Source organism: Gammaproteobacteria bacterium, assembly GCA_029881255.1.
In the GTDB taxonomy this organism is placed as follows: domain Bacteria; phylum Pseudomonadota; class Gammaproteobacteria; order S012-40; family S012-40; genus JAOUMY01.
This window is the reverse complement of record JAOUMY010000013.1, coordinates 1-23,713: the sequence shown is the minus strand read 5'-3', so window position 1 is coordinate 23,713 and position 23,713 is coordinate 1. Positions and strand designations below refer to the sequence as shown.

Genomic DNA, 23,713 nt, shown 5'->3' with positions numbered 1-23,713 from the left:
TTTTTCATTGTTGTGGAATATACTCGCGCTGACTGACGATCAAGTCGTCCTGCGTGAACCATAATAAATCGGGGCCCGTGCCGTAATATGCGTTGCTTCTGACAAGCAGATTGTTGGCGTCGAAGACATCGTCGTGATAGCCCCAGACTATATCGTCGGGAGTAAAACAGCTCAAATCGGGGCCGGTACGATAGGTCGTGGTACGTATCGGTAAGTCGTTTGCATCACGCGTGAGTTGTTTGCAGGAATGGATATTATCGTCTGGGGTAAACCACGTGGCATCAGGGCCTGGACCGCCATGATGCATGATAACGGTTTCAATTCGTCCTGTAGCGTCGTAACTCAGGTCATGGTAATAGACTATCGTGTCATCAGTAGTAAATGGTATGCCGTCAATACCGGTATCGGCATATAGAATATAACGGACAAGATTTCCGGCAGCGTCGTAAATATTCAACCAGTGCTGATAAACAGAATTGTCTTCGAACGTGAACCAATCGTTATCTGCGCCGGGAGTAAGATAAGTTGCGACCTGTTGTTGATCCTGAACTATCGCGCCGTATCGTGTGATCCAGCCGATCTGGTCATCGTTGGTAAACCATGTGCCATCGTCTCCGGCAAGTGACACGGCAATATGGAGCATCTCGCCGTTACTGGCATCCGTTTGCTGGCGTTCATAATAGCGAACTTTATCGTCAGCGGTGAACCAGGTGCCATCGGCGCCTCTGCCGTCATAAATAATGTACGCAATAGTATTGTCTGTTGGTGCGTAATCGGTGTATAGCAGGACGACATCGTCGGGCGTTAACCAGTTTGCATCTGCGCCGGGTGCGCTAAAACGGGTGCTGCGTAGTTTTTGGTTTCCGTTATATTCGATGTTGTAATAGCTGTCTATTTCACCATTCAGGTAGGAAACCTCTCGGGTTAGCAAGCTGCTGCCGTCTGAATTCGTAAAGCGACCGCCTATAATTCGACGATTGGAATATTCCTGTACGCTCATGGGTTCACCGACAGAAACTTCTGGATAGGCGATACTATTGCCGATTCGATCGAAAGATGTTTCCTTCGGGGGCGAACATGCAATGAAAGACAGACTAGATAGGACCAAGATACTGGCGGCTCGGATCATTGGATATACCCTGATTCTTATTGTGTAGCCAGTTTACGTTATAGCGAGAAAGCCTTCAAGAAACCTTACGATATAGCCATTTTTCCAGAATTTTTATCAAATTTTCGAGTGTGAGTGGCTTGACCAGATACGCATTCATGCCAATTTCCAGACAGGTATTTTTGTCATCCTGGCTGGTATTGGCAGTGAGAGCAATGATCGGAGTGGCAGAGGACTTGGTTTTGTTTTCGTGTTCTCGAATGAGTTGGGTCGCCTTTATGCCGTCCATATGGGGCATTTGCAAGTCCATGAATATGAGATCAAAGTATCTGGTTTGTGCTAACTCCACCCCCTCCCTGCCATCATTGGCGATCTCAGTCTGCAATCCCAGTTTGTGTAAAAAGGTAGTGGCAACCTGTTGATTAACTGGATTATCCTCAACCAATAGGACTTTGCCCGAAAAGGCGTTCCGATATTGACTCCACAAAGTCGTTTGTGGAGCCGTGGGAATGCTTTTGGGCGCCTCACTTGAGGCGGGTAGCGAAAGTGGGAGCGAAAACCAGAATCGTGTTCCGTGCGCAATATTGCTTTCCACACCTATTTCACCCTGCATGAGATGCACAAGTTTTTGGGTGATGGCCAGACCGAGACCGGTTCCTTCATAGTGGCGAGTTCTGGAACTGTCAACCTGAGAAAACAGGTCGAAGATTTTGACCTGATTTTCGGGAGCGATTCCAATGCCGTTATCCTCAATTGCAAAACGAAGCAAGTTCCTGGCGCTATCGACCTCGGCTTCGATGCTAATTTTTCCATTACTGGTGAACTTGACGGCGTTTCCAAGCAGGTTGGCAAAAATCTGTTTCAATCGATTCTCATCGCCAACGATGATTTGAGGTATGTCGGGGTTGATGAACAGGGATAGTGTGATATTTTTTGGCTTCGCTAATACCTCGAACATCTCAAACATTTCGCGAAGTAATCTATGAAGATTTAGTTCTCGAGTATGTAATTCCATCTTTTTCGCTTCAATCTTGGATAAGTCGAGAATGTCGTTGATTAATGCCAGGAGTTGCTTGCCAGAGGTTTGTGCAGACTGGGCTAAATTCTGCTGCTCAGAATTTAGTTCGGAGTCGAGCAACAGTTCCGTCATGCCAATCACGCTGTTTAGTGGCGTTCTGATTTCATGGCTTATGGTGGATACAAATTCAGACTTGGCTTGATTTGCTGTCTCTGCGGAGTATTTAGCCAATAGTAGTGCCTGTTCAGTCTCTTTGTATCGCTCAATGATGTCTTGCAGTTGTTGCGTACGCTCTCTAACGCTTAGTTCAAGCTGGGCCTGAGATGTTTGAAGAATTTCCTCTGCCAGTTTTCTTTCAGTAACGTCATGGAATACGCATATGTGCGCCAAGGTGTATCCATAACTATCTGTGAGGTTGGATTTGGATATTTGTAAATGACGGGTAGACATTCCATCGTAAAATTTAGCTTCACTCTCTGATTGTTCAGTATTGTTTAGAATCGATGATAATTCTTGGGTGAAATTTTCATCCAGTATCATGTGGCAAAAGTCTTTTCCTGGAACAATGGTTGAAGATTTGAAGAATAGTTGTTCACTGGCATGATTGGCTAACAGTAGTTTTCCTGAATCGTTGATGATCAATATCGGCTCATGCATGATAGTCAATATCGTCTGTGCAATATCTGTTAAGGACAAGCTGCTTAAGCGATGTTTGTATACGATGAAAGCGGTATAAACTAATAAGAAGCAAACAAACGCAAAACCGACCGGGAATACACCAAAGCCATAAGCAGGAAGAAAGTCTATAGCTCCTAAAATGCCGACAGAAAATGCCTTGGACAACTCATTTGCTCTTCGCTTTCTTGCCGAGTTAGGTTGTGATTCGCGTATCGCATCAAAATACAAATAAAAACATGTGCTCATGTAGATTGAGAAGTACAACATGTAAAAATAGGCGTATGGGCCAAGATGTACATAGTAACCCCAATCGTAATGTGTTACGCCTGATACATAAGCCGGATGTGTGATCGCGAGATAGGCGAATATGCTGGACATGATGAATGCGCTGGCAACAAACATACGAAATCGTGTCAGCATTTCCAGAATAAAATAAGAGAGCAGGGTAAAGCCTGCCGGGATGAAGGCGACGCCCGATTCTGCAAAACTTGCCCAAATGATCGCGGTGTGTTCGTCGGTAGACGCCGCAACAGCCGCTGCCCCAGACATCCAGATAAATATGGGTAGAGTAAACGCAACGTATACCCAACCTATTCGCGACCATTTTTCACGAATCAGTGTAATCAGACTTAATATAAGAATGAGTATTGCCGTGATTCCGCTGCATGCGGCGTATAGGGTTAGGGAATAATTTGCGTTTACGACGTCAGCTAACATTCGGTCTTTTTTTTGGAAGAAGTTCTTTGTTAACTATTTGTATCGGAAGCCCGTGTAACCGTCTTAATAACCTTAAAGGAGTAGTCTAAGGAGCAAATGCGCGAATACGTCACATTGTTTCAGAACTAAGACTGAATTAGTGCGATTATCCAGGGGGCAGCGAGTGGTGTGATCAACGCAGACGCGGCCATCGCAAGACCAGAATACGCCCCCATTTCCTGGCTAATGTGAAATGCTCTGGCTGTACCGATGCCATGAGCGCTCACGCCCATAGCGATCCCTTTGATTCTGTCGTCCCGAATTCGCAACAGGCGATATATAAGAGTGCCTATCATTGCGCCAGTAATGCCGGTAAGGACGACTGCAACTGCGGTGAGCGTGGGTAGTCCGCCAGTTTTTTCAGCTATGCCCATGGCAACGGGTGCCGTTACGGATTTGGGGGCCAGAGAAAGAATTATGGCGTTATTCAAACCCAATGCCCAAGCGATGCCGATGGTAGACAACAAACCTGTCAACGATCCAAACGCTATGGCACATAGAAGTGGAATCCAGGTCTTTTTTAGTTTTTGAAACTGCTGATACAGTGGGACGGCTAGTGCAACAGTTGCTGGCCCGAGAAGAAAATGAACAAACTGCGCGCCTTCAAAATAAAGCGTATAGTCGATTTTGGTCAGCCATAGCGCGCCGATGATGAATATGATGGCTATCAAAACAGGGTTTAGTAGCGGATGAAATTTATACCGCATGTAGAGTTGTACCCCGATCAAATAGGCGACTATCGTTAACGCGAGGCCAAATAGCGGTGAAGCAGATAAATAAACCCAGATGACTTGCGCATAATTGTCAATCATGTTTTTTTTCTGCTCCGAAAACGCGTAGGAAAAATATCAAAGAAATGGCGGTTACTAGCATGGTGATGATGGTGCTGAGCAACAGCGTAGTGCCTATGGCTATCCATTCGGTTCCCAGCTTGTCCATGTGGACCATTACACCCACGCCTGCAGGTATGAATAATAGTGATAGGTGAGTCAAAAGGTGAGAGGAGGTTTCATTTAAATAGCTTTTTGACTGTCGGCTTTGTGTCAAAAAGACAAAGAGTAAAATCATGCCTATTACGGGTCCAGGTACAGGAAGCGCCGCAAGGATAACCACGATTTCACCGAGAAGCTGGAAGACTAGTAAAATTGCAAGACCGCTAAGAAATCCCATTATAAATATCCTATTTCACAAGCCGTATTATTCTATATGAGTAGTCTGGAAAAAACGTTTTTCCGAATGTTTTCGTTTTGATCTTAAGCTGCCTCTTAGCTCACCCGATAGCGTATTTGAATTTATGTACGGAGTAGATTTATGAAAAAAATTGGAAAATTATTAGGGATTGCCGGGTTTGCCCTGGTTATTCTGTTTCCACCATACAATATGCTCGGACATGTTGAATGGGGTTTCATTCTGAGTAATATCGTAGGTGCTTTTGGTAAGGGAGTGCCTGTTTACGAGCACATCAACTATGTTTGGCTCGTTGGTGAGCTGGCTGTGGTTGCACTGATTTCGTTTTTAGTGATGAGACAGCGCTAAAAGTCGATTAACCCTGTTGGGTTTGTGTGTTTTTAAGGTTATAATCCCCGCGGCAAAATAATTAGAGTGTCCACAAATGGTCCGCCGGGGTGTCTCGTCTGTATTCCTGTTATTCGTCATTTTAGGTTTTTCCTATCCAAAACTTTCGCTAGCGCAATCGGAAGCAGAACCGGAATTTAACTACAAGTGGTCGAAGCAGCAAAAGCTCATTACCACGAATATCGTGGCGAATACCTTTATAGGCGTCTGGGGGTTGAGTGTGTGGGACTATGGGGTCCGCGACATGCATTTCACCAACGAATCCTGGTTTCAAGCGAATACACTGCACGGCGGAGCAGATAAAATTGGCCACACCTACGCGACTTTTGGTTTGGGGCATATGTTTGCCTGGTACTTTGAGCGCTGGGGATATACTCAAAAAGAAGCGGCGGCCTATGGCGCCCTGACTAGTCTTGGTATGCATTCCTTTATGGAATTTGGCGACTCGTTTAGCTGGTTTGGGTTTTCCTATCAGGACTTCAGCATGAACGTACTGGGCGCGTACCTCGCTTATTATTTGTATCAACACCCGCAGCGTAATCGATACCTGGATTTACGCGTGGAATATATTCCGAGCGGGACAACTTACGATGTTTTTACCGACTACCAGGGCTTGAAATATCTCGCGGCGCTCAAATTGGAGGCGTTTCCCTGGATCCGTTCACCTGTATTGCGCTACCTTGAGTTGCATACAGGTTATTTTGTTCGGGGATACGAAAAAGTTAAGGAAGCAAAACAACGACATGTTTATGTAGCTGTTGCGCTAAACGTCGGGCGTATGTTTCGGCGGCAGGGCGTTAAAAGAATGGACTGGTTTTTACGCTATTTTCAGGTTCCCTTTGCGTATTTGCCGGCAACAGTGGATCTAAATGGGGCAAGTCGAGCGCCGCAATTGCTTCATTATCAATGAAAACAACAGGTTGCATAGAGTTTTCGGTTGGGTAAAATAATTTGCTAAAAACCGCCCATTCTACTGTTTTTATAAAGAATTCAAGGTAAAATAGCGGCCTTTTTTATCTGGCTGGAATGGCGGGCAAAATCGGTTTTGATTTTGCTAGTCTCTCGAACTTGATTTATCTGAGCAGGACCTAGATCCTGGCATCCGCAGTTCTCCCCAGCTTAAGGTGTAGGCACCGGAAGTGTTTCGCAATGTCCGAGTCAAGACGCCTCACCCGAACCCGAAGCGTGCTGGGTTGCCAGAATACAATTTTCAACAACCACTTTATATTAGAGTAGAACGATGACCGACCTAAGCAAATACAGAAACATAGGTATCTTTGCCCACGTAGACGCGGGTAAGACCACCACTACTGAGCGTATTCTCAAGCTCACCGGGAAGATCCACAAGCTGGGTGAGGTGCACGATGGTGCAGCGACCACTGACTTCATGGACCAGGAGCGCGAGCGCGGCATCACTATTCAGTCCGCTGCAACGACCTGTTTCTGGAAGGATCATCGTTTTAACATCATCGACACACCGGGACACGTTGACTTCACTATCGAAGTTTATCGTTCACTAAAAGTTCTCGATGGCGGTATTGGTGTTTTCTGTGGTTCCGGTGGTGTTGAACCTCAGTCAGAAACTAACTGGCGTTATGCGAATGACTCTGAAGTCGCACGTATTATTTACGTTAACAAACTCGATCGCATGGGAGCGGATTTTTACCGCGTTGTAGGCCAGGTCAAGAATGTACTTGGTGCACGTCCGCTGGTAATGACACTGCCTATTGGTATCGAAGATGATTTCTCAGGCGTCATTGACCTGATAAACATGAAAGCATGGATGTGGGATGATTCTGGTCTGCCGGAAAACTATGAAATCGTCGATATCCCTGCCGAGTATCAAGACAAGGCCGCTGAGTACCGCGCGGAATTGGTCGAAACTGCTGTTGAGCAAGACGATGAGTTGATGGAAGCCTATCTTGAAGGTAATGAGCCGTCTGTTGAAGACCTCAAGCGTTGTATACGCAAAGGTACTATCAACCTGGATTTCTTCCCAACCTTCTGCGGTTCATCGTTTAAGAACAAAGGTATTCAATTGGTGCTTGATGGCGTTGTTGATTATCTGCCTAACCCAACTGAAGTTAAGCCTCAGCCTGAAGTTGACCTTGAAGGTAATGAAACAGGTACATTTGCCATTGTTGATGCTGCCAAGCCTTTGCGCGCGTTGGCGTTCAAAATCATGGACGACCGCTTTGGTGCATTGACTTTTATCCGTGTTTACTCGGGTAAATTGGAAAAAGGAACGACAGTTCTGAATACCTATACCGGTAAGACTGAGCGTATCGGCCGTATCGTAGAGATGCATGCCGATGAACGTATCGAACTGGATGGCGCACAAGCAGGTGACATTGTCGCGGTAATCGGTATGAAGAATGTTCAGACTGGTCACACGTTGTGTGATCCAAAGGTGCCCGCGACTCTGGAACCAATGGTATTCCCTGAGCCGGTTATTTCTATCGCTATCGCACCAAAAGACAAGGGTGCTTCCGAGAAGATGGGTATCGCGATCGGCAAGATGGTTGCTGAAGATCCATCTTTCCGTGTTGAGACGGATGAAGAATCAGGTGAAACTATCATCAAGGGTATGGGTGAATTACATCTTGATATTAAGGTTGATATCTTGAAGCGTACTCACGGCGTTGAAGTTACCGTTGGTAAGCCTCAGGTTGCCTATCGCGAAACAATCACCAAGCGTGTTGAAGATAGCTATACGCACAAGAAGCAGACAGGTGGTTCCGGTCAGTTTGCGAAAATTGACTACATTGTTGAGCCTGGTGAACCTGGTTCAGGTTATACCTTTAAGTCTTCTGTTACCGGTGGTAACGTTCCTCGTGAATTCTGGCCTGCAGTTGAAAAAGGCTTCAGAGACAGTATGGGTAAAGGTGTGCTTGCCGGATACCCGTGTCTTGATGTTCACGTTAATCTTACCGATGGTGGCTTCCACGCGGTTGACTCTTCTGCGATTGCATACGAAATCGCTGCTAGAGCGGCTTACCGTCAATCATTACCAAAGGCCGGTCCTCAGTTGCTTGAGCCGATCATGAAGGTAGACGTGTTTACACCGGACGATCACGTTGGTGACGTTATCGGTGACTTGAACCGTCGTCGCGGCATGATCCAGGGTCAGGAGTCTGGCGTAACAGGTGTTCGCGTTAAGGCGGAATGTCCACTGAGCGAAATGTTCGGTTACATCGGCGATCTGCGTACCATGACTTCTGGTCGTGGTCAGTTCTCCATGGAATTCGCGCATTATGCGCCATGTCCGAACAATGTTGCGGAAGTGGTTATCAAGGAAGCGAAAGAGCGCGCTGCTAAGAAGTAAGCGACTTCTGTTTCTATTGAATCGAAAAGCCGGGGTTTATCCCCGGCTTTTTTTGTTTCGGGGCATGGTTGTCGCTATGTCGTTTGTCAGGGGCTAGCGGTTTGATTTTTTGTGAGCGAGCCTGCTATTAATGACCGACGCCAGCACAAACGAAAAATCGTTGGCCCGGGAACGCTCGCAACACGACACTCCGGCACAAACCACCCGTCAATTAATCAAGCTATCGTGATGGGAAGACTGAGGAGAATTGAGATCAATTTCCGGCATCGGCATTTGCATATGCTCATGGGCGTGATTGTCCGCAGCAAAACCAAATTCGTCTGGCGCGCTGACGTGTGCATAGCCATGCATTTGCATTAGAAATAAGTAGACACCGCAAAAGATTAACGCGTAGTTGGAAACACGACTGAAGTTTTCAAAAGATTTTGCTTTGCGCCAACCGGTCAATACCAGCAACATCACCGTCAAGGCTGTAATTTGCCCAAACTCGATGCCGACATTGAATGAAATAATATTCATCAATAAAGCATCTTCACTCAATGGGAGTTGTTGTAAACGCGTCGATAGGCCCAGGCCGTGAATCAGTCCAAGAACCACGATCATGATCAACAGATTCGGTGGAGGAATTTTTAAATGCTTTCGAAATCCATCCATATTGGCAAAGGCGATATACGCAACACTCAACCCAATAATCGCGTCGATGACGAAGTAATTCATCTGGATGCCATTAAACGTAGCAAAGATCAGTGTTACGCTGTGGCCCAGCGTGAAAGCGGTAATGTACTTGACGATTTCTTTGAACGTAGTCAGAAAAAATATGATGCCGAAGACAAAAGCGAGATGATCATAGCCTGTGAGCATATGAGTAGCACCTAACCATAAATAGCTTAAATTGCCTCCCTCTATGATGGACTGCTTTTCCTCTTCAGACATGCCATGCCCAAAAGCGATAGATGTCACCAAAAGTGACGCCAAAAAAAATAGAAAACCAAATGTGCGACGTGACAATATCATATAGATTCCTGAAAAAAATTGTTGCGCTATTCTACCGTGCAAGACCGATGTTTTATGGACTATCAGGCCACCGTTAATAGAATAGGTTTTCCTCGAGTGATTACCATGGTGTGCTCATATTGAGCAGAAATATTGTTTTCCGCGGCGACCAGGGTCCAGCCATCGTCGGCTTCGCTGACTAGCGAACTCTTGGTGGACAGAAAAGGCTCAATAGTGATTACCTGACCATTTTTTAACATGCGTGTATCCTGCGGCACGTAATAGCCGGGAATCTCCTTAGGTTCCTCGTGCAGGCTGCGACCGACGCCGTGACTGCACAGATTTTTTATTATCTTGAAACCTCTTTGACGCGCGACTTTTTGTATCGCTTTGCCTATGCCATTAAGTGGCTGCCCTGCGCGTGCCCGTGATGTAGCTTCTGCAAGTGCAAGGCGTGTTGCCTGACACAAGCGCTCTTTGAGCGCTGAGCTGGGCGGAACGATAAATGTGCCGCCGGTATCAGCAAAATAGCCGTTTTTCTCCGCTGAGACATCAATGTTTACCACGTCGCCAGCGGCGATGATGCGGTCTCCCGGAATTCCATGCGCGGCTTCTTCATTAATGCTTATGCAGGTGTGGCCTGGAAAGTTGTAGCTCAATTTGGGTGCCGAACGAGCGCCGTGTTGTTCGAGCAATACCCTGCCAATCTCATCAAGCTCCAATGTCGTCATGCCAGGTTCGCAGCGTTGCATCATGGTTTTCAAAACAATTGCCACAATTTTGCCAACCACTCTGAGTTGCTGTAAGTCATTGTCCGTTTCAATTGTCATCTTAGTTACCTGTCATAGATGCGGAAAACTTGTCTCTTTCGTCTTTGGCATCGCGAATAATCTGAATTCCTCCCCGCACAACCACCAAAGCGATCGCCAAACCAATAATTAAATCCGGATAAGGCGAGGAAAGATAGTAAACCAGAAATCCTGCGACGATTATGCCGATATTGGCAATGGCATCGTTTTTAGTAAAAATCCAACTGGCGCGCATGTGCACTTCGCCATGGCGATGTTTTGCAATGAGTAAGATGCAGATGGAATTGGCAATGAGTGCGACGAAGCCAATGCTAATCATAAAAATGTGTTCGGGTTCGCTGCCCACAAAAAATCGCCGTATTACATCTATTGCGACAAAGAGTCCGAGTATAAGCTGGAAAATACCACTGATATGGGCAGCCTTAGCTTTTACTATGACCGCCTTTCCTACGGCATATAAGCTGATGGCGTAAACAGTGGCATCGGCCAACATATCGAGGGAGTCGGCGATTAGCGCTGTTGACTCGCTCAGAAAACCGATGACTAATTCCAGGACGAACATCGCGGTGTTAATCGCAATAAGCCAGATTAAGACGCGAGTTTCTTCACGGTTTTTTACTTCAATCTGACAATCACAACCGCTCATAGTGATGACCTTTATTTGCCAGCATGAGAAATCAATCGATCCAGGTTATCGGCAAATGCCTTCTTGTCGTTGTTATTAAGCGCGGGTGGGCCACCGGATTCAATGCCGCTGGATCGCATAGTGTCGAGAAAGTCGCGCATATTTAGACGCTGGCGGATATTCTCTGGTGTAAAAAGCTCACCTCGCGGGCTAAGTGCAAGCGCGCCTTTTTCAATTACATCGGCGGCAAGCGGGATGTCGCCGGTGACGACAAGATCACCAGGCTCTGTACTTTCAGTAATGAGTTTATCTGCCACGTCAAACCCATCTTCTACACGTTTGAAAAAAAGGTTCGGGCAGGCGGGGACTCGCATATAGTGGTTTGCCACCAATGTGGTGCGAATGCCGGTTCGCCGTGCAGCCTTGAACAGTATCTCTTTTATTGCGACCGGACACGCATCCGCGTCTACCCATATCTTCATATGACGAAACATCTAAGAAAAATATGTCACATGCTACCAAAGGAAGGCCATCTTAGATATTGCCAATAACCCACATTCCCCCTCGGGATCTTAAATTTTCGTTGCTAAAAATGCTAAACTTGGCCTGTTTTTGAGTTCCAAAGAGGTTGTTATGGCTGGCCACAGCAAGTGGGCAAATATTCGCCACCGCAAAGGGGCGCAGGATGCCAGAAGAGGGAAAGTATTCACCAAGATTATCCGTGAGATCTCTGTGGCGGCCAAAATGGGTGGAGGGGATCCCGCTTCCAATCCACGTCTGAGGGCAGCGATAGATAATGGTCTTGGTAATAACATGCCCAAAGATACCATCGAGCGGGCGATTAAACGCGGCGTCGGTGGCGACGACACGGCTAATCTTGACGAATTAGTTTATGAGGGTTATGGGCCTGGGGGTGTGGCAGTGATGGTTGAGTGCATGACGGATAACCGTAATCGTACTGCGGGTGAGGTGAGACATGCCTTTACCAAACACGGTGGTAACCTGGGAACTGATGGCTCTGTCGCCTATCTTTTTTCAAAAATTGGGATCATCAGCTATGACGCCGGTGTCAGTGAAGATGCAGTCATGGAGGCGGCCCTGGAGGCCGGCGCAGAAGATGTATTAAGTCATCCGGATGGCAGTATCGATGTGATGACTTCCCCTGAAAATTTTGGCGTGGTTAAAGATGCGCTCGATGCGACCGGTTTGTCGGCGGTAAACGCCGAGGTAACCATGCAGGCATCGACGAATGTAGAACTCGATTTGGAGAAAGCCGAAACCATGCTTAAGATGCTTGATATGCTGGAAGACCTGGATGATGTTCAGAAGGTCTACTCAAATGCGGAAATCTCCGACGACATAATGGCAAAGCTTGGGTGACACACATATTAGGCATAGATCCTGGCTCTAGAGTGACCGGATTCGGCATCATCCGACAGGAAGGGCAGCAGCTGTACTATGTGAATAGCGGCTGTATTCGTACGCAAAATGACAACTTCATTGCCAGGCTTGGTGAAATCTATGAAGGCGTGCAACACATCGTCAAGACATATAAGCCGCAAACCGTGGCAATCGAAAAAGTGTTTGTCAAAAAGAATGTAGAATCGGCGTTAAAATTGGGGCAGGCACGTGGCGCGGCCTTATGTCCGTGCGTGCTCGAGGGGCTTGAAGTAAGCGAGTATTCGCCAACGCAGATTAAGCGAACTGTCGTTGGTGTGGGGCGGGCGAGTAAGGAGCAGGTGCAACACATGGTTATGCGTTTGTTGCGTTTGTCCGAAACTCCGCCAAGTGACGCGGCCGATGCCTTGGCGATCGCGCTTTGTCATGTGCAACAGATGAGTATCAGGCGTTTGGGCTTGTCGGCCTGAATCGCAGTAGAACGGGTAATAGTGGTAGATAACTTCAGGGTGTTACATGATCGGTAGACTTCACGGGGTGTTGATTAGTAAGCAGGCGCCGACCTTATTGCTCGACGTCAACGGTGTAGGGTATGAGCTGGAAGCGCCGATGACGACGTTTTATAACCTGCCTCCGCTCGGGGAGACGGTGACACTGCATACGCATCTGGTGGTTCGTGAAGATGCGCACCTGCTGTTTGGTTTTATACAGGCTTCTGATCGGACTCTATTTCGTAGTCTGATTAAAATAAACGGTGTAGGCGCAAAGTTGGCGCTAACTATTCTCTCTGGCATGTCAGTTAAGGAGTTATCGCGTTGTGTCGAACGCGATGATCCCGCACCCTTGGTAAAGCTACCGGGTGTTGGGAAAAAAACCGCCGAACGCTTAATTATTGAATTGAGAGGTAAGCTCAAAGAGCTTGCACCTGCGCCGACGCTTCCGGATGCCGTGGCAAAAATGACGGCCAGTGTGTTGCCTGCAGATCAGCCAGATCCGATTGAGGATGCCGTAAGCGCATTGGTTGCGCTGGGGTATAAAGCTCAGGAAGCGAGTCGTATGGTCAGAAGTATCGAAAGCCAGAATAAATCCAGTGAAGAAATCATTCGGATGGCGCTCCAGAATGCCGTTGCAAAGGTGTGATCTATGATCGAATCTGACCGTATTATTTCCGCCCAAACCGCGCGTACGGAAGATGCGATTGATCGCGCAATTCGACCAAAGACACTGGATGACTATGTAGGGCAGGCAAAGGTGCGCGCGCAACTGGAGATCTTTATCGAAGCGGCGCGGGCGAGGTCTGAAGCCCTGGATCATGTGTTGCTTTATGGCCCTCCTGGCCTGGGTAAGACCACGCTTTCCAATATTATCGCGACCGAACTCGGTGTAAATATTCGCCACACCTCCGGCCCAGTGCTGGAGCGCCCCGGTGATCTCGCGGCATTGCTCACCAATCTTGAAGCGCATGATGTTTTATTCATCGACGAAATACATCGTCTGGGCACTGTGGTGGAAGAGGTATTGTATCCTGCCATGGAGGATTACCAGATTGATATCATGATTGGTGAAGGCCCTGCGGCACGATCTATCAAGCTCGATCTACCACCTTTTACGCTAGTTGGTGCAACTACGCGCGCCGGCCTGCTTACATCACCGCTCCGTGATCGTTTTGGTATTGTGCAACGCCTGGAGTTTTACTCCGTGGAAGAGTTGGTGAAGATTGTGTATCGCTCTGCAGGTATCCTGAACATGTCTATCGACGCGGATGGTGCGCGTACAATCGCACGTCGTTCTCGTGGAACGCCGCGTATTGCCAATAGATTACTGCGTAGGGTGAGAGACTACGCCGAGATCAGGGCCGATGGCATCGTAAATGAATCTGTTGCCGATGCCGCCTTGAGAATGCTCGATGTAGACAATGCCGGCTTTGACATGATGGATAGAGAATTGCTTCGGGCAATTATCGAAAAATTCGACGGCGGACCGGTCGGCGTAGAAAATCTTGCAGCGGCAATCGGTGAAGAGCGGGGAACTATTGAGGATGTTTTAGAGCCATATCTCATTCAGCAAGGTTATCTGATTCGAACGCCGCGTGGCCGTGTGGCAACCGCCAATGCTTATCGTCATTTCGGATTAACAGAAAATGCATCCGGCCCGGACGTTTTTCAAAATAGTGATCTATTTACCGAAGATACTAACGTCTGAAGCATGAAAGTGTTTGAAAAATAGTACATAATGGCGCGGTTTTCGTTGTTTTGTACCGCCTATAGTCCAAAATGCCGGGAAAGGTTTAATTCTTGCTAATGAAAACGTCACGCGAAATATAGATTGCACTGGAAGTGATCAATCTAGGTTTCAGCCGCGAAAACGTTTTATCAAACAATTATCATGATTTCGTTTTTAACATCAGGGTAATACTCGCGTTTGGTCTGGACCAGCATGCAATCAATGACAATGTCTGTTGTCGTCGAGGAGCGACGGTAGATGTGTGTGAACGACTCGGAAGGAGAGTGTAAGTGTCAGATGAATTGTCGATAGTCAGCCTGATTTCCGGGGCATCACTGGTAGTGCAACTAGTGATGGGCCTGCTTGCGGCGGCATCTGTTGTCTCGTGGACCATTATTATAGGTAAGTGGCGTTTGATGAAATGTGCGTCCACGGCAGCGTCCAAGTTTGAACAAAAATTCTGGTCTGCGAGCGATCTCTCCGAATTTTACAAGCAAAACTCAAATGAAAATCGCAAGCCGGGTGAAAATGGTATGGCCGCAATTTTCGAGGCAGGATTTCGCGACTATGTCAGGCTCCGCAAAGACGGCGAACTAGGGGCCGTAGTTGTCATGGAAGGTGTGCAGCGTTCGATGCGTGTTGCACTTAATAGAGAAATCGATGCGCTCGAAACACATTTGCCCTTTCTGGCAACCGTCGGTTCCACTAGTCCATACGTAGGCTTGTTTGGTACGGTATGGGGTATTATGAATTCCTTTCGCGCACTAGGTAATGCCAAGCAGGCGACGCTCGGAATGGTTGCTCCAGGTATTGCAGAGGCGTTGATAGCAACAGCGATTGGTCTGTTTGCCGCGATTCCGGCGGTAATCTTTTATAACCGCTATATCACTGAACTTGATCGCCTAACGAATCGCTACGACGCCTTCTTCGAAGAATTCATCAATCTATTGCAGAGACAGGCGCATAAATAATGGCCGCAGGCGGACAGCGTCGAGAGCGGCGCAGGACAATGTCGGAAATCAACGTCGTGCCCTATATCGACGTGATGCTGGTGTTGTTAGTGATTTTTGTTATTACGGCGCCGCTGTTGACCCAGGGCGTGAAAGTGGAATTGCCCAAAGCCGCTTCCGAACCTATGGAAACAAAGGATAATCAGGAGCCGCTGATTGTTACCGTCGACAAAGGCGGGCTTTATTATCTGAATATCGGTGCTGATCCAGAAACGCCGATCGGTCATGACGATATGGTGAATAAAGTGGCGGCGGTAATTCGATTTAAACCGGATACGCCAGTGTTGGTTAGAGGCGATCGGGATGTGAATTATGGCGCGGTTGTTGTTGCGATGGCTTTGTTGCAAAAAGCCGGGGCGCCCAGTGTGGGTTTAATTACCGAGACGCCGGACCGGCCTAAGAAAAAATAGCATGTTCAACTTCAATATTATTAAACGCCATCCTAAAGCCTTTGTGGCCGCGCTTATCGGGCATATTATCATCGCCGTGTTATTCACCGTCAGCTTCGAATTTACCTATATCCCGGACACGCCACAGGAAGTGGACGTGGTTCAGGCAACAGCTGTTGACGAGGCCCAGGTGCAGGCAGAGTTAGCCAAGCTTCGTCGCATTGATGCGGAGCGTAAAGCCAAAGAAGAAGCCAGGGTGCAGAAGCTGGAGACGAAAGCTCAACAGGCGGAAGATAAACGGCGCAAGGAACAAGAGCGGATCGCAAAACTTTCAGAGCAGCGCAAAATTGAAGCTCAGCGTAAGCAAGAGGCCGAGGATGCGCGTAAACAGGCGGAAGAAAAACACCGCCAATCGCTAGAACAAGAGCGTGCACAGGCAGAAGCTGTGAAACGTAAGCTAGAAGAAGAGCGACAGGCCGCTGAAAAACAGGCACGCGAAGCAGAAGAGCTTGCGCGAAAGATGCGCGAAGAAGCCGCTGCAGAACTGGCAGCAAAGGCAAAGGAAGAGGAAGAGCGAATGTTGCGCGATCAGCTTGCGGCGGAATCGCGTGAGGTTGCAGCCAATTCTGAGCGTATGAAGTCGGAGATTGCCAAGATTTCTGAAATCTTCAGGCAACAGGTGCAACGTAACTGGAATAGGCCGGGCACGGCCAAAGAAGGAATGCAGTGTGTAGTCAAAATGCGTCTGCTTCCCAATGGTGACGTAATAAATGTTAGTATCGTCAAAAGTAGCGGCGATAAAGTATTCGATCGCTCAGTGGAGACCGCAGTGCGTAAGGCAGCGCCGTTTCCTATGCCTAAGGACACTGCTTTGCGGCGGGAAGTATCCGATCTGACATTTGTGTTTAACCCGACTAAGAAATAAACAGGAAAAGAATGCGACTTTTTTACCTTATCTTGTTTTCTGTGATCTTCTCAACGCCGGTATTTGCTGCGTTGACAATCGAAATCACCGAAGGCGTGGAAGGTGCGCAGCCGATTGCTGACGTGCCTTTTTGCTGGAAAGGACAGGGCACGCCCCCTCAGGATATTGCACAAATCATCGACGGTGATTTGCGCAGAAGCGGGAAGTTTAATCCATTGAAGCGAACTGATATGTTGAACAAGCCCTGTTCGCGTGCAGAGATCAGATTTCAAAACTGGCGTATTCTTGAAATACCCAATTTAGTCATTGGCACTATTGAGCAACGCGGCACCCTGTATGACATCGAATTTCGCCTGTTTGATGTATATCGCGCCAAGCTGCTCAAGGGGCTCAGATACCAGCAGCTCTCGACCGAGCAATTGCGCAAAGCCGCTCATCAGATCGCAGATTCAATCTATGAAGAACTCACCGGTGAGCGCGGTGCCTTCGATACCAGTATTGCGTATATTAAAAAGCTGGACGATAACCGTGGTTTTGGCTTGTTCATCGCAGATTCGGATACGGAGGCTGAGCAGGTCGTTTTGCGTTCTCCGTCCGCGATTTTGTCTCCGATGTGGTCGCCCAAGGGGCGTAAACTCGCGTTTGTAAAGACGGGTAAGTCCAATCCGGCTATTTATATGCTGGATATCGACAAGATTGGTGACCCAAAAATACCACTGGAAGAAAAGCAAGCAAAGCGCTTGTCGCCTGCATTTGAGAAATTCAGCTCGCCTGCCTGGTCGCCCGATGGTAAGAAAATGGCGATGGTTAAGTACGAAAATGGTAGCGCGGATATTTTCGTGATGGACCTTGGTAGCAATGATCTGGAACGAATCACGGATCATTGGTCTATCGACACCGAGCCGACGTGGTCGCCTGATGGGCAGAGCCTGATATTTACTTCGGAACGCGGTGGATCGCCGCAGCTTTACCAGTATTTCTTCTCGAGCAAGAAGATCAAACGCTTAACCTTCGAAGGTGCTCAGAATCTGAGAGCTGCATTTTCGCCTGATGGACGTATGATTACTTTTGTACATCTCTCGGATAACAAGGACTACAATATCGCTACCTTAGAATTGGACGGCGGAATTATGCGTATTGTGAGTCGTAAGGCTGATGGTGAATCTGAGCATGAGTCGCCGAGTTTTGCGCCAAATGGCAGCATGATTATATATGCGGCAAACTACCACAAGGGTAAGATGGCGAAGAAAACCGCACTCTCTGCTGTTTCTGTAGATGGTGGATTTCACCAGAGATATATAAACAAAACCGGCAGCGGTGAGGTAAGAGAACCTGCCTGGTCGTCTTTTTAGTGATAAATATGTGGATTCAGTCCTAGAACTCCGCATATTAGCAGGTATAATAAGCGAAATTTTGCGCCGGCATCAGTTGTCGGGGTGGGCGTAGGTTAACAGGCTAACAGTGATAAGGAGTGACAAAATGAAGCAGGTTGGCAAAGTCCTATTGTTGACGCTAATTGCAATTGCCTTTGTCGGTTGTGGCGGTAAAGAGGTCAAGGAAGAAGCGCCGGCTGAGGAGGTAGTGACTACTCCAGTGAAAGAAGAGGTTAAAGCAGAAGAAGTCGTCGAAGAGAAGGCCGCCCCGGTTGAAGAGGGTAAAGACCTGCTTTCTGAGCGTAAAATCTACTTCGATTTTGATAAAAGCGAAATCAAGGATGAGTTTCAGGCCATAATCGAAGCTCACGCCAAACATTTGATGGCGAATCCTTCCATATCGATTTCGATCGAAGGGCATTGTGATGAGCGTGGAACGCGTGAATACAATATGGCGTTGGGCGAAAGACGCGCGCATTCCGTCATGCAAATGCTTTCTTTGCTTGGTGTGAGTAAGCGACAGATTAACACAGTGAGCTTTGGCGAAGAGCGTCCCGACGTAGATGGTCATGATGAGTCTGCCTGGCGTTGGAATCGTCGCGCTGTTTTCGTTTACAACGAATAGTGTCCGAGAGTACGAGGATAATCTTGCCAGTGATCGCCTGGATTAATTCTTTTATGCCTACAATAACCCGCCATGTCGTGGCGGGTTTTGTTGTCTCTGTCATTTCGATTTCCTCACCTGAATTGATCGCTGCCGAAACCCGAAATATGACGATAGACCAGCGTTTATTGCGTATCGAACGGATGATGGAAAACCAGAACCTTGTTGATATGTTCATGAAGTTGCAAAGTCTGCAACAAGAGGTCGAGCGTATCAGAGGGGAATTTGAAGTCTTGTCTCATGATATAAAAGGCATGAAGCAGAGTCAGAAGGATTTGTACCTGGATCTGGATAATCGAATTCAACAGGTCGAAATGGCAACGAGTAATCTGAGTAACGCCGGCAACGGCGCATCACTGGGCGATTTAGGTTTCGGTTCAAACGGTGGCGATACTGGCGTGAAAGCGGGCGAGCCTGCTTCTGAACAGGAAATGTATCAAGCGGCCTTGAATTTGTTGAGAGATGGAAAGTTTCAAGAGGCCAGTGAGCAGTTCAAATTAGTGTTGAACACCTTTCCTAGCGGCAACTATTCCGATAATGCCCAGTATTGGTTGGGCGAATCCAGTTACGTTTTAAAAGACTACAAAGTTGCGATATCTGAATTCTCCAAAGTGATTAGCCAATACCCATCTAGTAGCAAGATTGCCGATGCGCATCTGAAAATTGGATTCAGTCACTATGAATTGGGTGATAACGAGAAAGCTCGCCAGTCACTCGAAAAAGTCATCAAAGATTTTTCCGGTACCACCTCGGCACGTTTGGCGCAAAGCCGACTGCGCCAAATGAAGTTGCAAGGCCGGTAGTCTCATGCCTCTGTCGAGGCCTTCTTTAAAGCGTCACTGTACATGTCCAAAGATAATTCAGATCGTCTTCGTATAACGGAAATCTTTTTTTCCTTGCAAGGCGAATCGCGTAGCATTGGCTTTCCAACGGTATTTATTCGACTCACCGGGTGTCCACTACGATGTGCCTATTGCGATTCAGCTTATGCTTTTCAGGGTGGTGAATGGCAACAAATTCAGGCAATAGTTGAACAAGTTGCCAGCTACAAGCCGCGATTCGTCACGGTAACCGGTGGAGAGCCTCTGGCACAAAAGAATGTTCATCGCCTGTTGACGTCGCTATGCGATCAGGGTTTTAACGTTTCGCTTGAGACCAGTGGCGCTATCGATATATCGGCGGTTGATATCCGTGTTTCCCGCGTCGTAGATGTTAAGACGCCGGGTTCAGGTGAGGCGTCGCGAAATCGCTGGGAAAATCTACTGTGCTTGAATAAGAACGATCAAATTAAATTTGTTCTTGTTGATAGGGCTGATTACGAATGGGCAATTGAAAAAGTAAGAGAACACGATTTATCGAATAAGTGTGAGGTATTGTTTTCTCCGGTATGGGGTTCATTAGCGCCCAGGGAGTTGGCTGACTGGATTGTTGAGGATCGTTTGAACATAAGATTTCAGTTGCAACTGCACAAAATATTGTGGGGAGATGAGCCTGGACGCTAAAAACAAAAAAGCCGTTGTTCTGCTGTCGGGTGGTCTGGATAGTGCCACGGTACTGGCGGTCGCGAGGTCGGAAGGCTACGAGTGTTTCGCGCTCAGTTTTGACTATGGGCAGAGGCATGAAGCGGAACTGAGAGCGGCAGTCAATGTTGCAAAGGCCGCTGGCATCAAAGAGCACAAAGTTATCAAGCTTGATATGCAGCAATTTGGTGGTTCAGCGTTAACCGATAGCAATATTGCTGTGCCCACGTCGCCATCAGAGGGTATCCCTGTTACCTATGTACCTGCACGAAACACCATATTTTTGTCTTTGGCGCTGGCGTGGGCAGAGGTATTAGAAGCGGAGCATATATTTATTGGGGTTAATGCTGTTGATTACTCCGGCTATCCTGATTGTCGACCAGAATATATTCTGGCATTTCAAAAGATGGCAGCTTTGGCAACCAAGTCAGGAGTTCACGGGCGCCCAATAAAAATTCACGTTCCCTTGATCAATCTGAGCAAGTCTCAAATCATCAAATTAGGCACAAGTCTTAGGGTTGATTATGGTCTGACAGTCTCATGTTATTCCGCTGATGCTGACGGTAAAGCTTGCGGTGTGTGCGACTCCTGTCGTTTGCGCAAAGAGGGTTTTAGCAAGGCGGCGATACAAGATCCTACATCATATATCTAGTTGAAAATTAAAATTTGTTGCGCGGTGGTCGAAAAATAGTTCATGGGAAAGTATATTTAATTTATCCCTTAAATAATTATATTGCGATATTCCATGTTTGAGCATGCCTCTTAGGCTAAAATGCTTGCAAGTTTTACTAGGGTTCTGCTGTACCAGATTCATGGCGGTGAGCGTATTTTGCTTCCCCCATAATTTATTTTGGAGGTAATTCAATGGAATTTCAGAATTTTGCGGAAGCGCAATCTGTTCTTCTTTGGTCGGCGTTTGCGATTGCAGTAGTGATGGGCGCAGTTGTGAATAAAACAAATTTCTGCACCATGGGCGCGGTTTCTGACTGGGTTAACATGGGCGACACCGGTCGTTTACGCGCGTGGCTGTTTGCCATGGCAGTGGCGATGATTGGTGTGGCAATACTTGAAGCAGCTGGAGTCCTTCGCATTAGTGATGCTTTTCCTCCCTATCGTGGTGGTCAATTGGTATGGTTGGAGAATCTGCTTGGTGGTTTGATGTTTGGCATTGGGATGACGCTGGCGAGTGGCTGCGGTAATAAATGTCTTATTCGAATTGGTGGCGGCAATATCAAGTCAATTATGGTGTTAGCTATCATCGGCGTGATCGCGTACTACATGGTGAATCCATTGCCGGGTACAGATGAAACCTTGATGTCGCTGCTGTTTTATCGCTGGATGCGGCCAACAGCCATCGACATGGGGGCCTCGCAGGATTTAGGCTTTTTATTTGGTGGTGCCGAGAGTGCGGCAATAGCACGGACAATTATTGGTGTGGCGATTGCGCTGCTGGTTTTTGTATTTGTATTCAAGTCAGCTGAATTTCGTAAAAGTTTTGACAATATACTCGGTGGTCTAGTTGTGGGTGGGGCTGTTCTCGCGGCCTGGTATGTTAGCAGCACCGTGTCGGTTAACCTGGACGGTGAGGTCTATAATCTGGCCAAATTTGCCCAGGACTGGGACTTTCTTGCGGAATCCTCTGAAGGGAAGCCTGCGGAAATACGTAGTTTGAATCCGCAGTCATACACGTTTATAAATCCCATGGGGCAGACAGTCGGTTATGCTGCGACGGGCTTTCAATCTAAATTCCTAACCTTTGGTATTATGTCGGTGTTCGGGGTAATTCTGGGCTCATTCCTCTGGGCTGTGATTAGCAAAGGTTTTCGTATAGAGAAATTTGCAAGTTTTGCCGACTTTCGTAACCACTTGGTTGGCGCGGTGCTCATGGGTTTTGGCGGCGTGCTGGGTATGGGGTGTACGATTGGCCAGGCCGTCACTGGTGCATCTACGCTAGCAATTGGATCCTTTATTACTTTTGGTGCAATAGTTCTCGGCTGTGCCTTAACGATGAAAGTTCAGTATTACAAGCTGGTGTATGAAGAAGAGGCCACTTTCATGAAATCATTGATTACGGCATTTGTTGATTTCAAAATGTTGCCGGCTAGCATGCGCAAACTGGACGCGGTGTAGTCTGCATAAAAGGGCTTGTCATTTTCTGATAAAAAGGTATTATAGCGCCCTCTTTTTAGGGCCGTTAGCTCAGTCGGTAGAGCACCGGACTTTTAATCCGTTGGTCCTGCGTTCGAGTCGCAGACGGCCCACCATAAAACGAAAAGGGCTTGCATATGTGCAAGCCCTTTTTATTTTTCAAAACGCCTCGCTATCGGTGGATTGAAAAAATACATCTTCCAGTTCGCGCTGTAATCGTCGTCTCTCCCAATAGTCTTCAATAGATCGCCAATAAAGTTTTCGGGCGGGCCGACCCCGTTTTGTGGTCTCGATATTATCGTCATTCTGGTACTCTTCGTACGCGTCTTCCTCGTATGCGGATATAGCCATCACTGCTCTCCTTTTTTGTTGTCAGCTTGTCGCGCATATTTTTTTTATTCGATGCGGCTTCCCAGGCGATGGAGTTAATGCGATGTTCCCTCCTCCATAATATTGTTGAGTGTCCCCCTGTATTTTAGTTTCGACTATAACTATTCAATGATTTGCAGGAGTGCAAAAATTGTTTTATGGCGCTATTACCGTCCGGCAGGTGCGAATAATGCCGTTTGGTGCATTGTGCCGCCCGGCACGTCTTGTTCAGGGGGTTGACGATTAATTGCTGCTAATAGGTTGACATTGAAGGGGGTATAAAGGACAATTTGCCGCTATTTTTTGGAGGGGTTCCCGAGTGGCCAAAGGGATCAGACTGTAAATCTGACGGCTCCGCCTTCGAAGGTTCGAATCCTTCCCCCTCCACCATATTCATGATTTGCAGCGGTTTCTGTGAGTTGGAAACGCTTGATCGGCTGATGCCAAGGTTGGGCGTTTTATTTGGAAAGGGCTGATCGGCCGACATGCGGGTGTAGTTCAATGGTAGAACCTCAGCCTTCCAAGCTGATGACGTGGGTTCGATTCCCATCACCCGCTCCATATTAGGGGTTTTTGCTCACATGGCTCAGGGGTAGAGCACTCCCTTGGTAAGGGAGAGGTCCCCGGTTCAAATCCGGGTGTGAGCACCAGTTTCGGTTACTTTATATATTGATATTTGTCTTTGGTTCTTTAGAGGGGATGGTCCATGTCCAAGGAAAAATTTGAGCGTAAGAAGCCGCACGTAAACGTCGGAACGATCGGTCACGTTGACCACGGTAAGACAACGCTGACAGCGGCGATTACCAA

The 23,713-nt window shown here is 47.5% G+C and carries 26 protein-coding genes and 4 tRNA genes; 21 read left to right on the top strand and 9 right to left on the bottom strand.

The window, feature by feature from the left end; genetic code table 11:
• Positions 1-4: 4 nt before the first annotated feature.
• The 4 genes from OEZ43_18610 to OEZ43_18595 all read right to left on the bottom strand — a co-directional run bounded on the left by OEZ43_18610 (position 5) and on the right by OEZ43_18595 (position 4,730).
• On the bottom strand, positions 5-1,000 hold the full coding sequence (locus OEZ43_18610) for a hypothetical protein (GenBank protein ID MDH5547595.1): 996 nt from the start codon (positions 998-1,000) through the stop codon (positions 5-7).
• A 184-nt stretch (positions 1,001-1,184) separates the two neighbouring features.
• The gene (locus OEZ43_18605) at positions 1,185-3,521 is read right to left on the bottom strand and encodes an ATP-binding protein (protein ID MDH5547594.1); all 2,337 of its coding nucleotides are present in this window, start codon (positions 3,519-3,521) and stop codon (positions 1,185-1,187) included.
• 125 nt (positions 3,522-3,646) lie between these two features.
• The gene (locus tag OEZ43_18600; GenBank protein MDH5547593.1) at positions 3,647-4,372 is read right to left on the bottom strand and encodes an LrgB family protein; all 726 of its coding nucleotides are present in this window, start codon (positions 4,370-4,372) and stop codon (positions 3,647-3,649) included.
• A complete protein-coding gene (locus OEZ43_18595; protein ID MDH5547592.1) occupies positions 4,365-4,730 on the bottom strand; it encodes a CidA/LrgA family protein in 366 nt (121 codons plus the stop codon). The genes OEZ43_18600 and OEZ43_18595 overlap by 8 nt, the downstream gene beginning before the upstream one ends.
• A gap of 141 nt (positions 4,731-4,871) precedes the next feature.
• Here OEZ43_18595 and OEZ43_18590 point away from each other — a divergent pair, with 141 nt between their 5' ends.
• The 3 genes from OEZ43_18590 (at position 4,872) to fusA (ending at position 8,460) form a co-directional block, all read left to right on the top strand.
• Positions 4,872-5,096 (top strand): hypothetical protein, encoded by a 225-nt coding sequence (locus OEZ43_18590; GenBank protein MDH5547591.1) that lies wholly within the window; start codon positions 4,872-4,874, stop codon positions 5,094-5,096.
• 76 nt (positions 5,097-5,172) lie between these two features.
• Positions 5,173-6,045 carry a YfiM family protein gene (locus OEZ43_18585; GenBank protein ID MDH5547590.1) on the top strand — a complete coding sequence of 291 codons (873 nt, stop codon included), beginning with the start codon at positions 5,173-5,175 and terminating at the stop codon, positions 6,043-6,045.
• Positions 6,046-6,375: 330 nt separating this feature from the next.
• A complete protein-coding gene (gene fusA / locus OEZ43_18580; protein MDH5547589.1) occupies positions 6,376-8,460 on the top strand; it encodes an elongation factor G in 2,085 nt (694 codons plus the stop codon).
• Positions 8,461-8,667: 207 nt separating this feature from the next.
• Here fusA and OEZ43_18575 read toward each other — a convergent pair whose 3' ends face one another.
• The 4 genes from OEZ43_18575 to OEZ43_18560 all read right to left on the bottom strand — a co-directional run bounded on the left by OEZ43_18575 (position 8,668) and on the right by OEZ43_18560 (position 11,369).
• Positions 8,668-9,474 carry a HupE/UreJ family protein gene (locus OEZ43_18575; protein ID MDH5547588.1) on the bottom strand — a complete coding sequence of 269 codons (807 nt, stop codon included), beginning with the start codon at positions 9,472-9,474 and terminating at the stop codon, positions 8,668-8,670.
• A gap of 62 nt (positions 9,475-9,536) precedes the next feature.
• Positions 9,537-10,283, bottom strand: a complete 747-nt coding sequence (gene map / locus OEZ43_18570) for a type I methionyl aminopeptidase (protein ID MDH5547587.1) — start codon at positions 10,281-10,283, stop codon at positions 9,537-9,539.
• 1 nt (position 10,284) lies between these two features.
• Positions 10,285-10,908, bottom strand: coding sequence for a cation transporter (locus OEZ43_18565; protein ID MDH5547586.1), 624 nt, complete (start codon positions 10,906-10,908; stop codon positions 10,285-10,287).
• A gap of 11 nt (positions 10,909-10,919) precedes the next feature.
• Positions 10,920-11,369: a YaiI/YqxD family protein gene (locus tag OEZ43_18560; GenBank protein ID MDH5547585.1), complete on the bottom strand. Its 450-nt coding sequence runs from the start codon at positions 11,367-11,369 to the stop codon at positions 10,920-10,922.
• 151 nt (positions 11,370-11,520) lie between these two features.
• Here OEZ43_18560 and OEZ43_18555 point away from each other — a divergent pair, with 151 nt between their 5' ends.
• From OEZ43_18555 to OEZ43_18490, 14 genes are all read left to right on the top strand, one after another.
• Positions 11,521-12,267, top strand: coding sequence for a YebC/PmpR family DNA-binding transcriptional regulator (locus tag OEZ43_18555; protein ID MDH5547584.1), 747 nt, complete (start codon positions 11,521-11,523; stop codon positions 12,265-12,267).
• Complete coding sequence (ruvC, locus tag OEZ43_18550) at positions 12,264-12,755, top strand: crossover junction endodeoxyribonuclease RuvC (protein ID MDH5547583.1); 492 nt, start codon at positions 12,264-12,266, stop codon at positions 12,753-12,755. The genes OEZ43_18555 and ruvC overlap by 4 nt, the downstream gene beginning before the upstream one ends.
• 46 nt (positions 12,756-12,801) lie before the next feature.
• A complete protein-coding gene (gene ruvA, locus OEZ43_18545) occupies positions 12,802-13,425 on the top strand; it encodes a Holliday junction branch migration protein RuvA (GenBank protein ID MDH5547582.1) in 624 nt (207 codons plus the stop codon).
• A 3-nt stretch (positions 13,426-13,428) separates the two neighbouring features.
• Positions 13,429-14,487: a Holliday junction branch migration DNA helicase RuvB gene (gene ruvB, locus OEZ43_18540; GenBank protein ID MDH5547581.1), complete on the top strand. Its 1,059-nt coding sequence runs from the start codon at positions 13,429-13,431 to the stop codon at positions 14,485-14,487.
• Positions 14,488-14,798: 311 nt separating this feature from the next.
• Entirely contained in the window at positions 14,799-15,479 is a 681-nt protein-coding gene (tolQ, locus tag OEZ43_18535; GenBank protein MDH5547580.1) for a protein TolQ, read from the top strand.
• Positions 15,479-15,928, top strand: a complete 450-nt coding sequence (gene tolR / locus OEZ43_18530) for a protein TolR (protein ID MDH5547579.1) — start codon at positions 15,479-15,481, stop codon at positions 15,926-15,928. Before tolQ ends, tolR begins: the two co-directional genes overlap by 1 nt.
• A gap of 1 nt (position 15,929) precedes the next feature.
• Positions 15,930-16,832 carry a cell envelope integrity protein TolA gene (tolA, locus tag OEZ43_18525; protein ID MDH5547578.1) on the top strand — a complete coding sequence of 301 codons (903 nt, stop codon included), beginning with the start codon at positions 15,930-15,932 and terminating at the stop codon, positions 16,830-16,832.
• A gap of 11 nt (positions 16,833-16,843) precedes the next feature.
• Positions 16,844-18,184 carry a Tol-Pal system beta propeller repeat protein TolB gene (gene tolB, locus OEZ43_18520; protein MDH5547577.1) on the top strand — a complete coding sequence of 447 codons (1,341 nt, stop codon included), beginning with the start codon at positions 16,844-16,846 and terminating at the stop codon, positions 18,182-18,184.
• 127 nt (positions 18,185-18,311) lie between these two features.
• Positions 18,312-18,830, top strand: a complete 519-nt coding sequence (pal, locus tag OEZ43_18515; protein MDH5547576.1) for a peptidoglycan-associated lipoprotein Pal — start codon at positions 18,312-18,314, stop codon at positions 18,828-18,830.
• Positions 18,831-18,883: 53 nt separating this feature from the next.
• Positions 18,884-19,672, top strand: coding sequence for a tol-pal system protein YbgF (ybgF, locus tag OEZ43_18510; GenBank protein MDH5547575.1), 789 nt, complete (start codon positions 18,884-18,886; stop codon positions 19,670-19,672).
• A gap of 42 nt (positions 19,673-19,714) precedes the next feature.
• On the top strand, positions 19,715-20,371 hold the full coding sequence (gene queE, locus OEZ43_18505) for a 7-carboxy-7-deazaguanine synthase QueE (protein ID MDH5547574.1): 657 nt from the start codon (positions 19,715-19,717) through the stop codon (positions 20,369-20,371).
• The gene (gene queC, locus OEZ43_18500; protein ID MDH5547573.1) at positions 20,355-21,041 is read left to right on the top strand and encodes a 7-cyano-7-deazaguanine synthase QueC; all 687 of its coding nucleotides are present in this window, start codon (positions 20,355-20,357) and stop codon (positions 21,039-21,041) included. The genes queE and queC overlap by 17 nt, the downstream gene beginning before the upstream one ends.
• A 212-nt stretch (positions 21,042-21,253) precedes the next feature.
• A complete protein-coding gene (locus OEZ43_18495; protein MDH5547572.1) occupies positions 21,254-22,519 on the top strand; it encodes a YeeE/YedE family protein in 1,266 nt (421 codons plus the stop codon).
• A gap of 58 nt (positions 22,520-22,577) precedes the next feature.
• Positions 22,578-22,653, top strand: a tRNA-Lys gene (locus OEZ43_18490).
• Between the two features lie 43 nt (positions 22,654-22,696).
• Here OEZ43_18490 and OEZ43_18485 read toward each other — a convergent pair.
• Positions 22,697-22,888 carry a DUF3545 family protein gene (locus tag OEZ43_18485; protein MDH5547571.1) on the bottom strand — a complete coding sequence of 64 codons (192 nt, stop codon included), beginning with the start codon at positions 22,886-22,888 and terminating at the stop codon, positions 22,697-22,699.
• A 323-nt stretch (positions 22,889-23,211) separates the two neighbouring features.
• Here OEZ43_18485 and OEZ43_18480 point away from each other — a divergent pair.
• The 4 genes from OEZ43_18480 to OEZ43_18465 all read left to right on the top strand — a co-directional run.
• Positions 23,212-23,296 (top strand) — tRNA-Tyr (locus OEZ43_18480).
• Positions 23,297-23,393: 97 nt separating this feature from the next.
• Positions 23,394-23,467 (top strand) — tRNA-Gly (locus tag OEZ43_18475).
• Positions 23,468-23,481: 14 nt separating this feature from the next.
• A tRNA-Thr gene (locus OEZ43_18470) sits at positions 23,482-23,556 on the top strand.
• A 56-nt stretch (positions 23,557-23,612) separates the two neighbouring features.
• On the top strand, positions 23,613-23,713 hold a 101-nt coding region (locus tag OEZ43_18465; GenBank protein MDH5547570.1), incomplete at its 3' end, for a GTP-binding protein.

What these genes read in the sequence shown, in the direction of transcription:
- OEZ43_18610 (MDH5547595.1), bottom strand. Translation starts at nt 1,000, where the DNA reads ATGAGCGTACAGGAATATTCCAATCGTCGAATTATAGGCGGTCGCTTT.
- OEZ43_18605 (MDH5547594.1), bottom strand. Translation starts at nt 3,521, where the DNA reads ATGTTAGCTGACGTCGTAAACGCAAATTATTCCCTAACCCTATACGCC.
- OEZ43_18600 (MDH5547593.1), bottom strand. Translation starts at nt 4,372, where the DNA reads ATGATTGACAATTATGCGCAAGTCATCTGGGTTTATTTATCTGCTTCA.
- OEZ43_18595 (MDH5547592.1), bottom strand. Translation starts at nt 4,730, where the DNA reads ATGGGATTTCTTAGCGGTCTTGCAATTTTACTAGTCTTCCAGCTTCTC.
- OEZ43_18590 (MDH5547591.1), top strand. Translation starts at nt 4,872, where the DNA reads ATGAAAAAAATTGGAAAATTATTAGGGATTGCCGGGTTTGCCCTGGTT.
- OEZ43_18585 (MDH5547590.1), top strand. Translation starts at nt 5,173, where the DNA reads ATGGTCCGCCGGGGTGTCTCGTCTGTATTCCTGTTATTCGTCATTTTA.
- fusA (MDH5547589.1), top strand. Translation starts at nt 6,376, where the DNA reads ATGACCGACCTAAGCAAATACAGAAACATAGGTATCTTTGCCCACGTA.
- OEZ43_18575 (MDH5547588.1), bottom strand. Translation starts at nt 9,474, where the DNA reads ATGATATTGTCACGTCGCACATTTGGTTTTCTATTTTTTTTGGCGTCA.
- map (MDH5547587.1), bottom strand. Translation starts at nt 10,283, where the DNA reads ATGACAATTGAAACGGACAATGACTTACAGCAACTCAGAGTGGTTGGC.
- OEZ43_18565 (MDH5547586.1), bottom strand. Translation starts at nt 10,908, where the DNA reads ATGAGCGGTTGTGATTGTCAGATTGAAGTAAAAAACCGTGAAGAAACT.
- OEZ43_18560 (MDH5547585.1), bottom strand. Translation starts at nt 11,369, where the DNA reads ATGAAGATATGGGTAGACGCGGATGCGTGTCCGGTCGCAATAAAAGAG.
- OEZ43_18555 (MDH5547584.1), top strand. Translation starts at nt 11,521, where the DNA reads ATGGCTGGCCACAGCAAGTGGGCAAATATTCGCCACCGCAAAGGGGCG.
- ruvA (MDH5547582.1), top strand. Translation starts at nt 12,802, where the DNA reads ATGATCGGTAGACTTCACGGGGTGTTGATTAGTAAGCAGGCGCCGACC.
- ruvB (MDH5547581.1), top strand. Translation starts at nt 13,429, where the DNA reads ATGATCGAATCTGACCGTATTATTTCCGCCCAAACCGCGCGTACGGAA.
- tolR (MDH5547579.1), top strand. Translation starts at nt 15,479, where the DNA reads ATGGCCGCAGGCGGACAGCGTCGAGAGCGGCGCAGGACAATGTCGGAA.
- tolA (MDH5547578.1), top strand. Translation starts at nt 15,930, where the DNA reads ATGTTCAACTTCAATATTATTAAACGCCATCCTAAAGCCTTTGTGGCC.
- tolB (MDH5547577.1), top strand. Translation starts at nt 16,844, where the DNA reads ATGCGACTTTTTTACCTTATCTTGTTTTCTGTGATCTTCTCAACGCCG.
- pal (MDH5547576.1), top strand. Translation starts at nt 18,312, where the DNA reads ATGAAGCAGGTTGGCAAAGTCCTATTGTTGACGCTAATTGCAATTGCC.
- ybgF (MDH5547575.1), top strand. Translation starts at nt 18,884, where the DNA reads ATGCCTACAATAACCCGCCATGTCGTGGCGGGTTTTGTTGTCTCTGTC.
- queE (MDH5547574.1), top strand. Translation starts at nt 19,715, where the DNA reads ATGTCCAAAGATAATTCAGATCGTCTTCGTATAACGGAAATCTTTTTT.
- queC (MDH5547573.1), top strand. Translation starts at nt 20,355, where the DNA reads ATGAGCCTGGACGCTAAAAACAAAAAAGCCGTTGTTCTGCTGTCGGGT.
- OEZ43_18495 (MDH5547572.1), top strand. Translation starts at nt 21,254, where the DNA reads ATGGAATTTCAGAATTTTGCGGAAGCGCAATCTGTTCTTCTTTGGTCG.
- OEZ43_18485 (MDH5547571.1), bottom strand. Translation starts at nt 22,888, where the DNA reads ATGGCTATATCCGCATACGAGGAAGACGCGTACGAAGAGTACCAGAAT.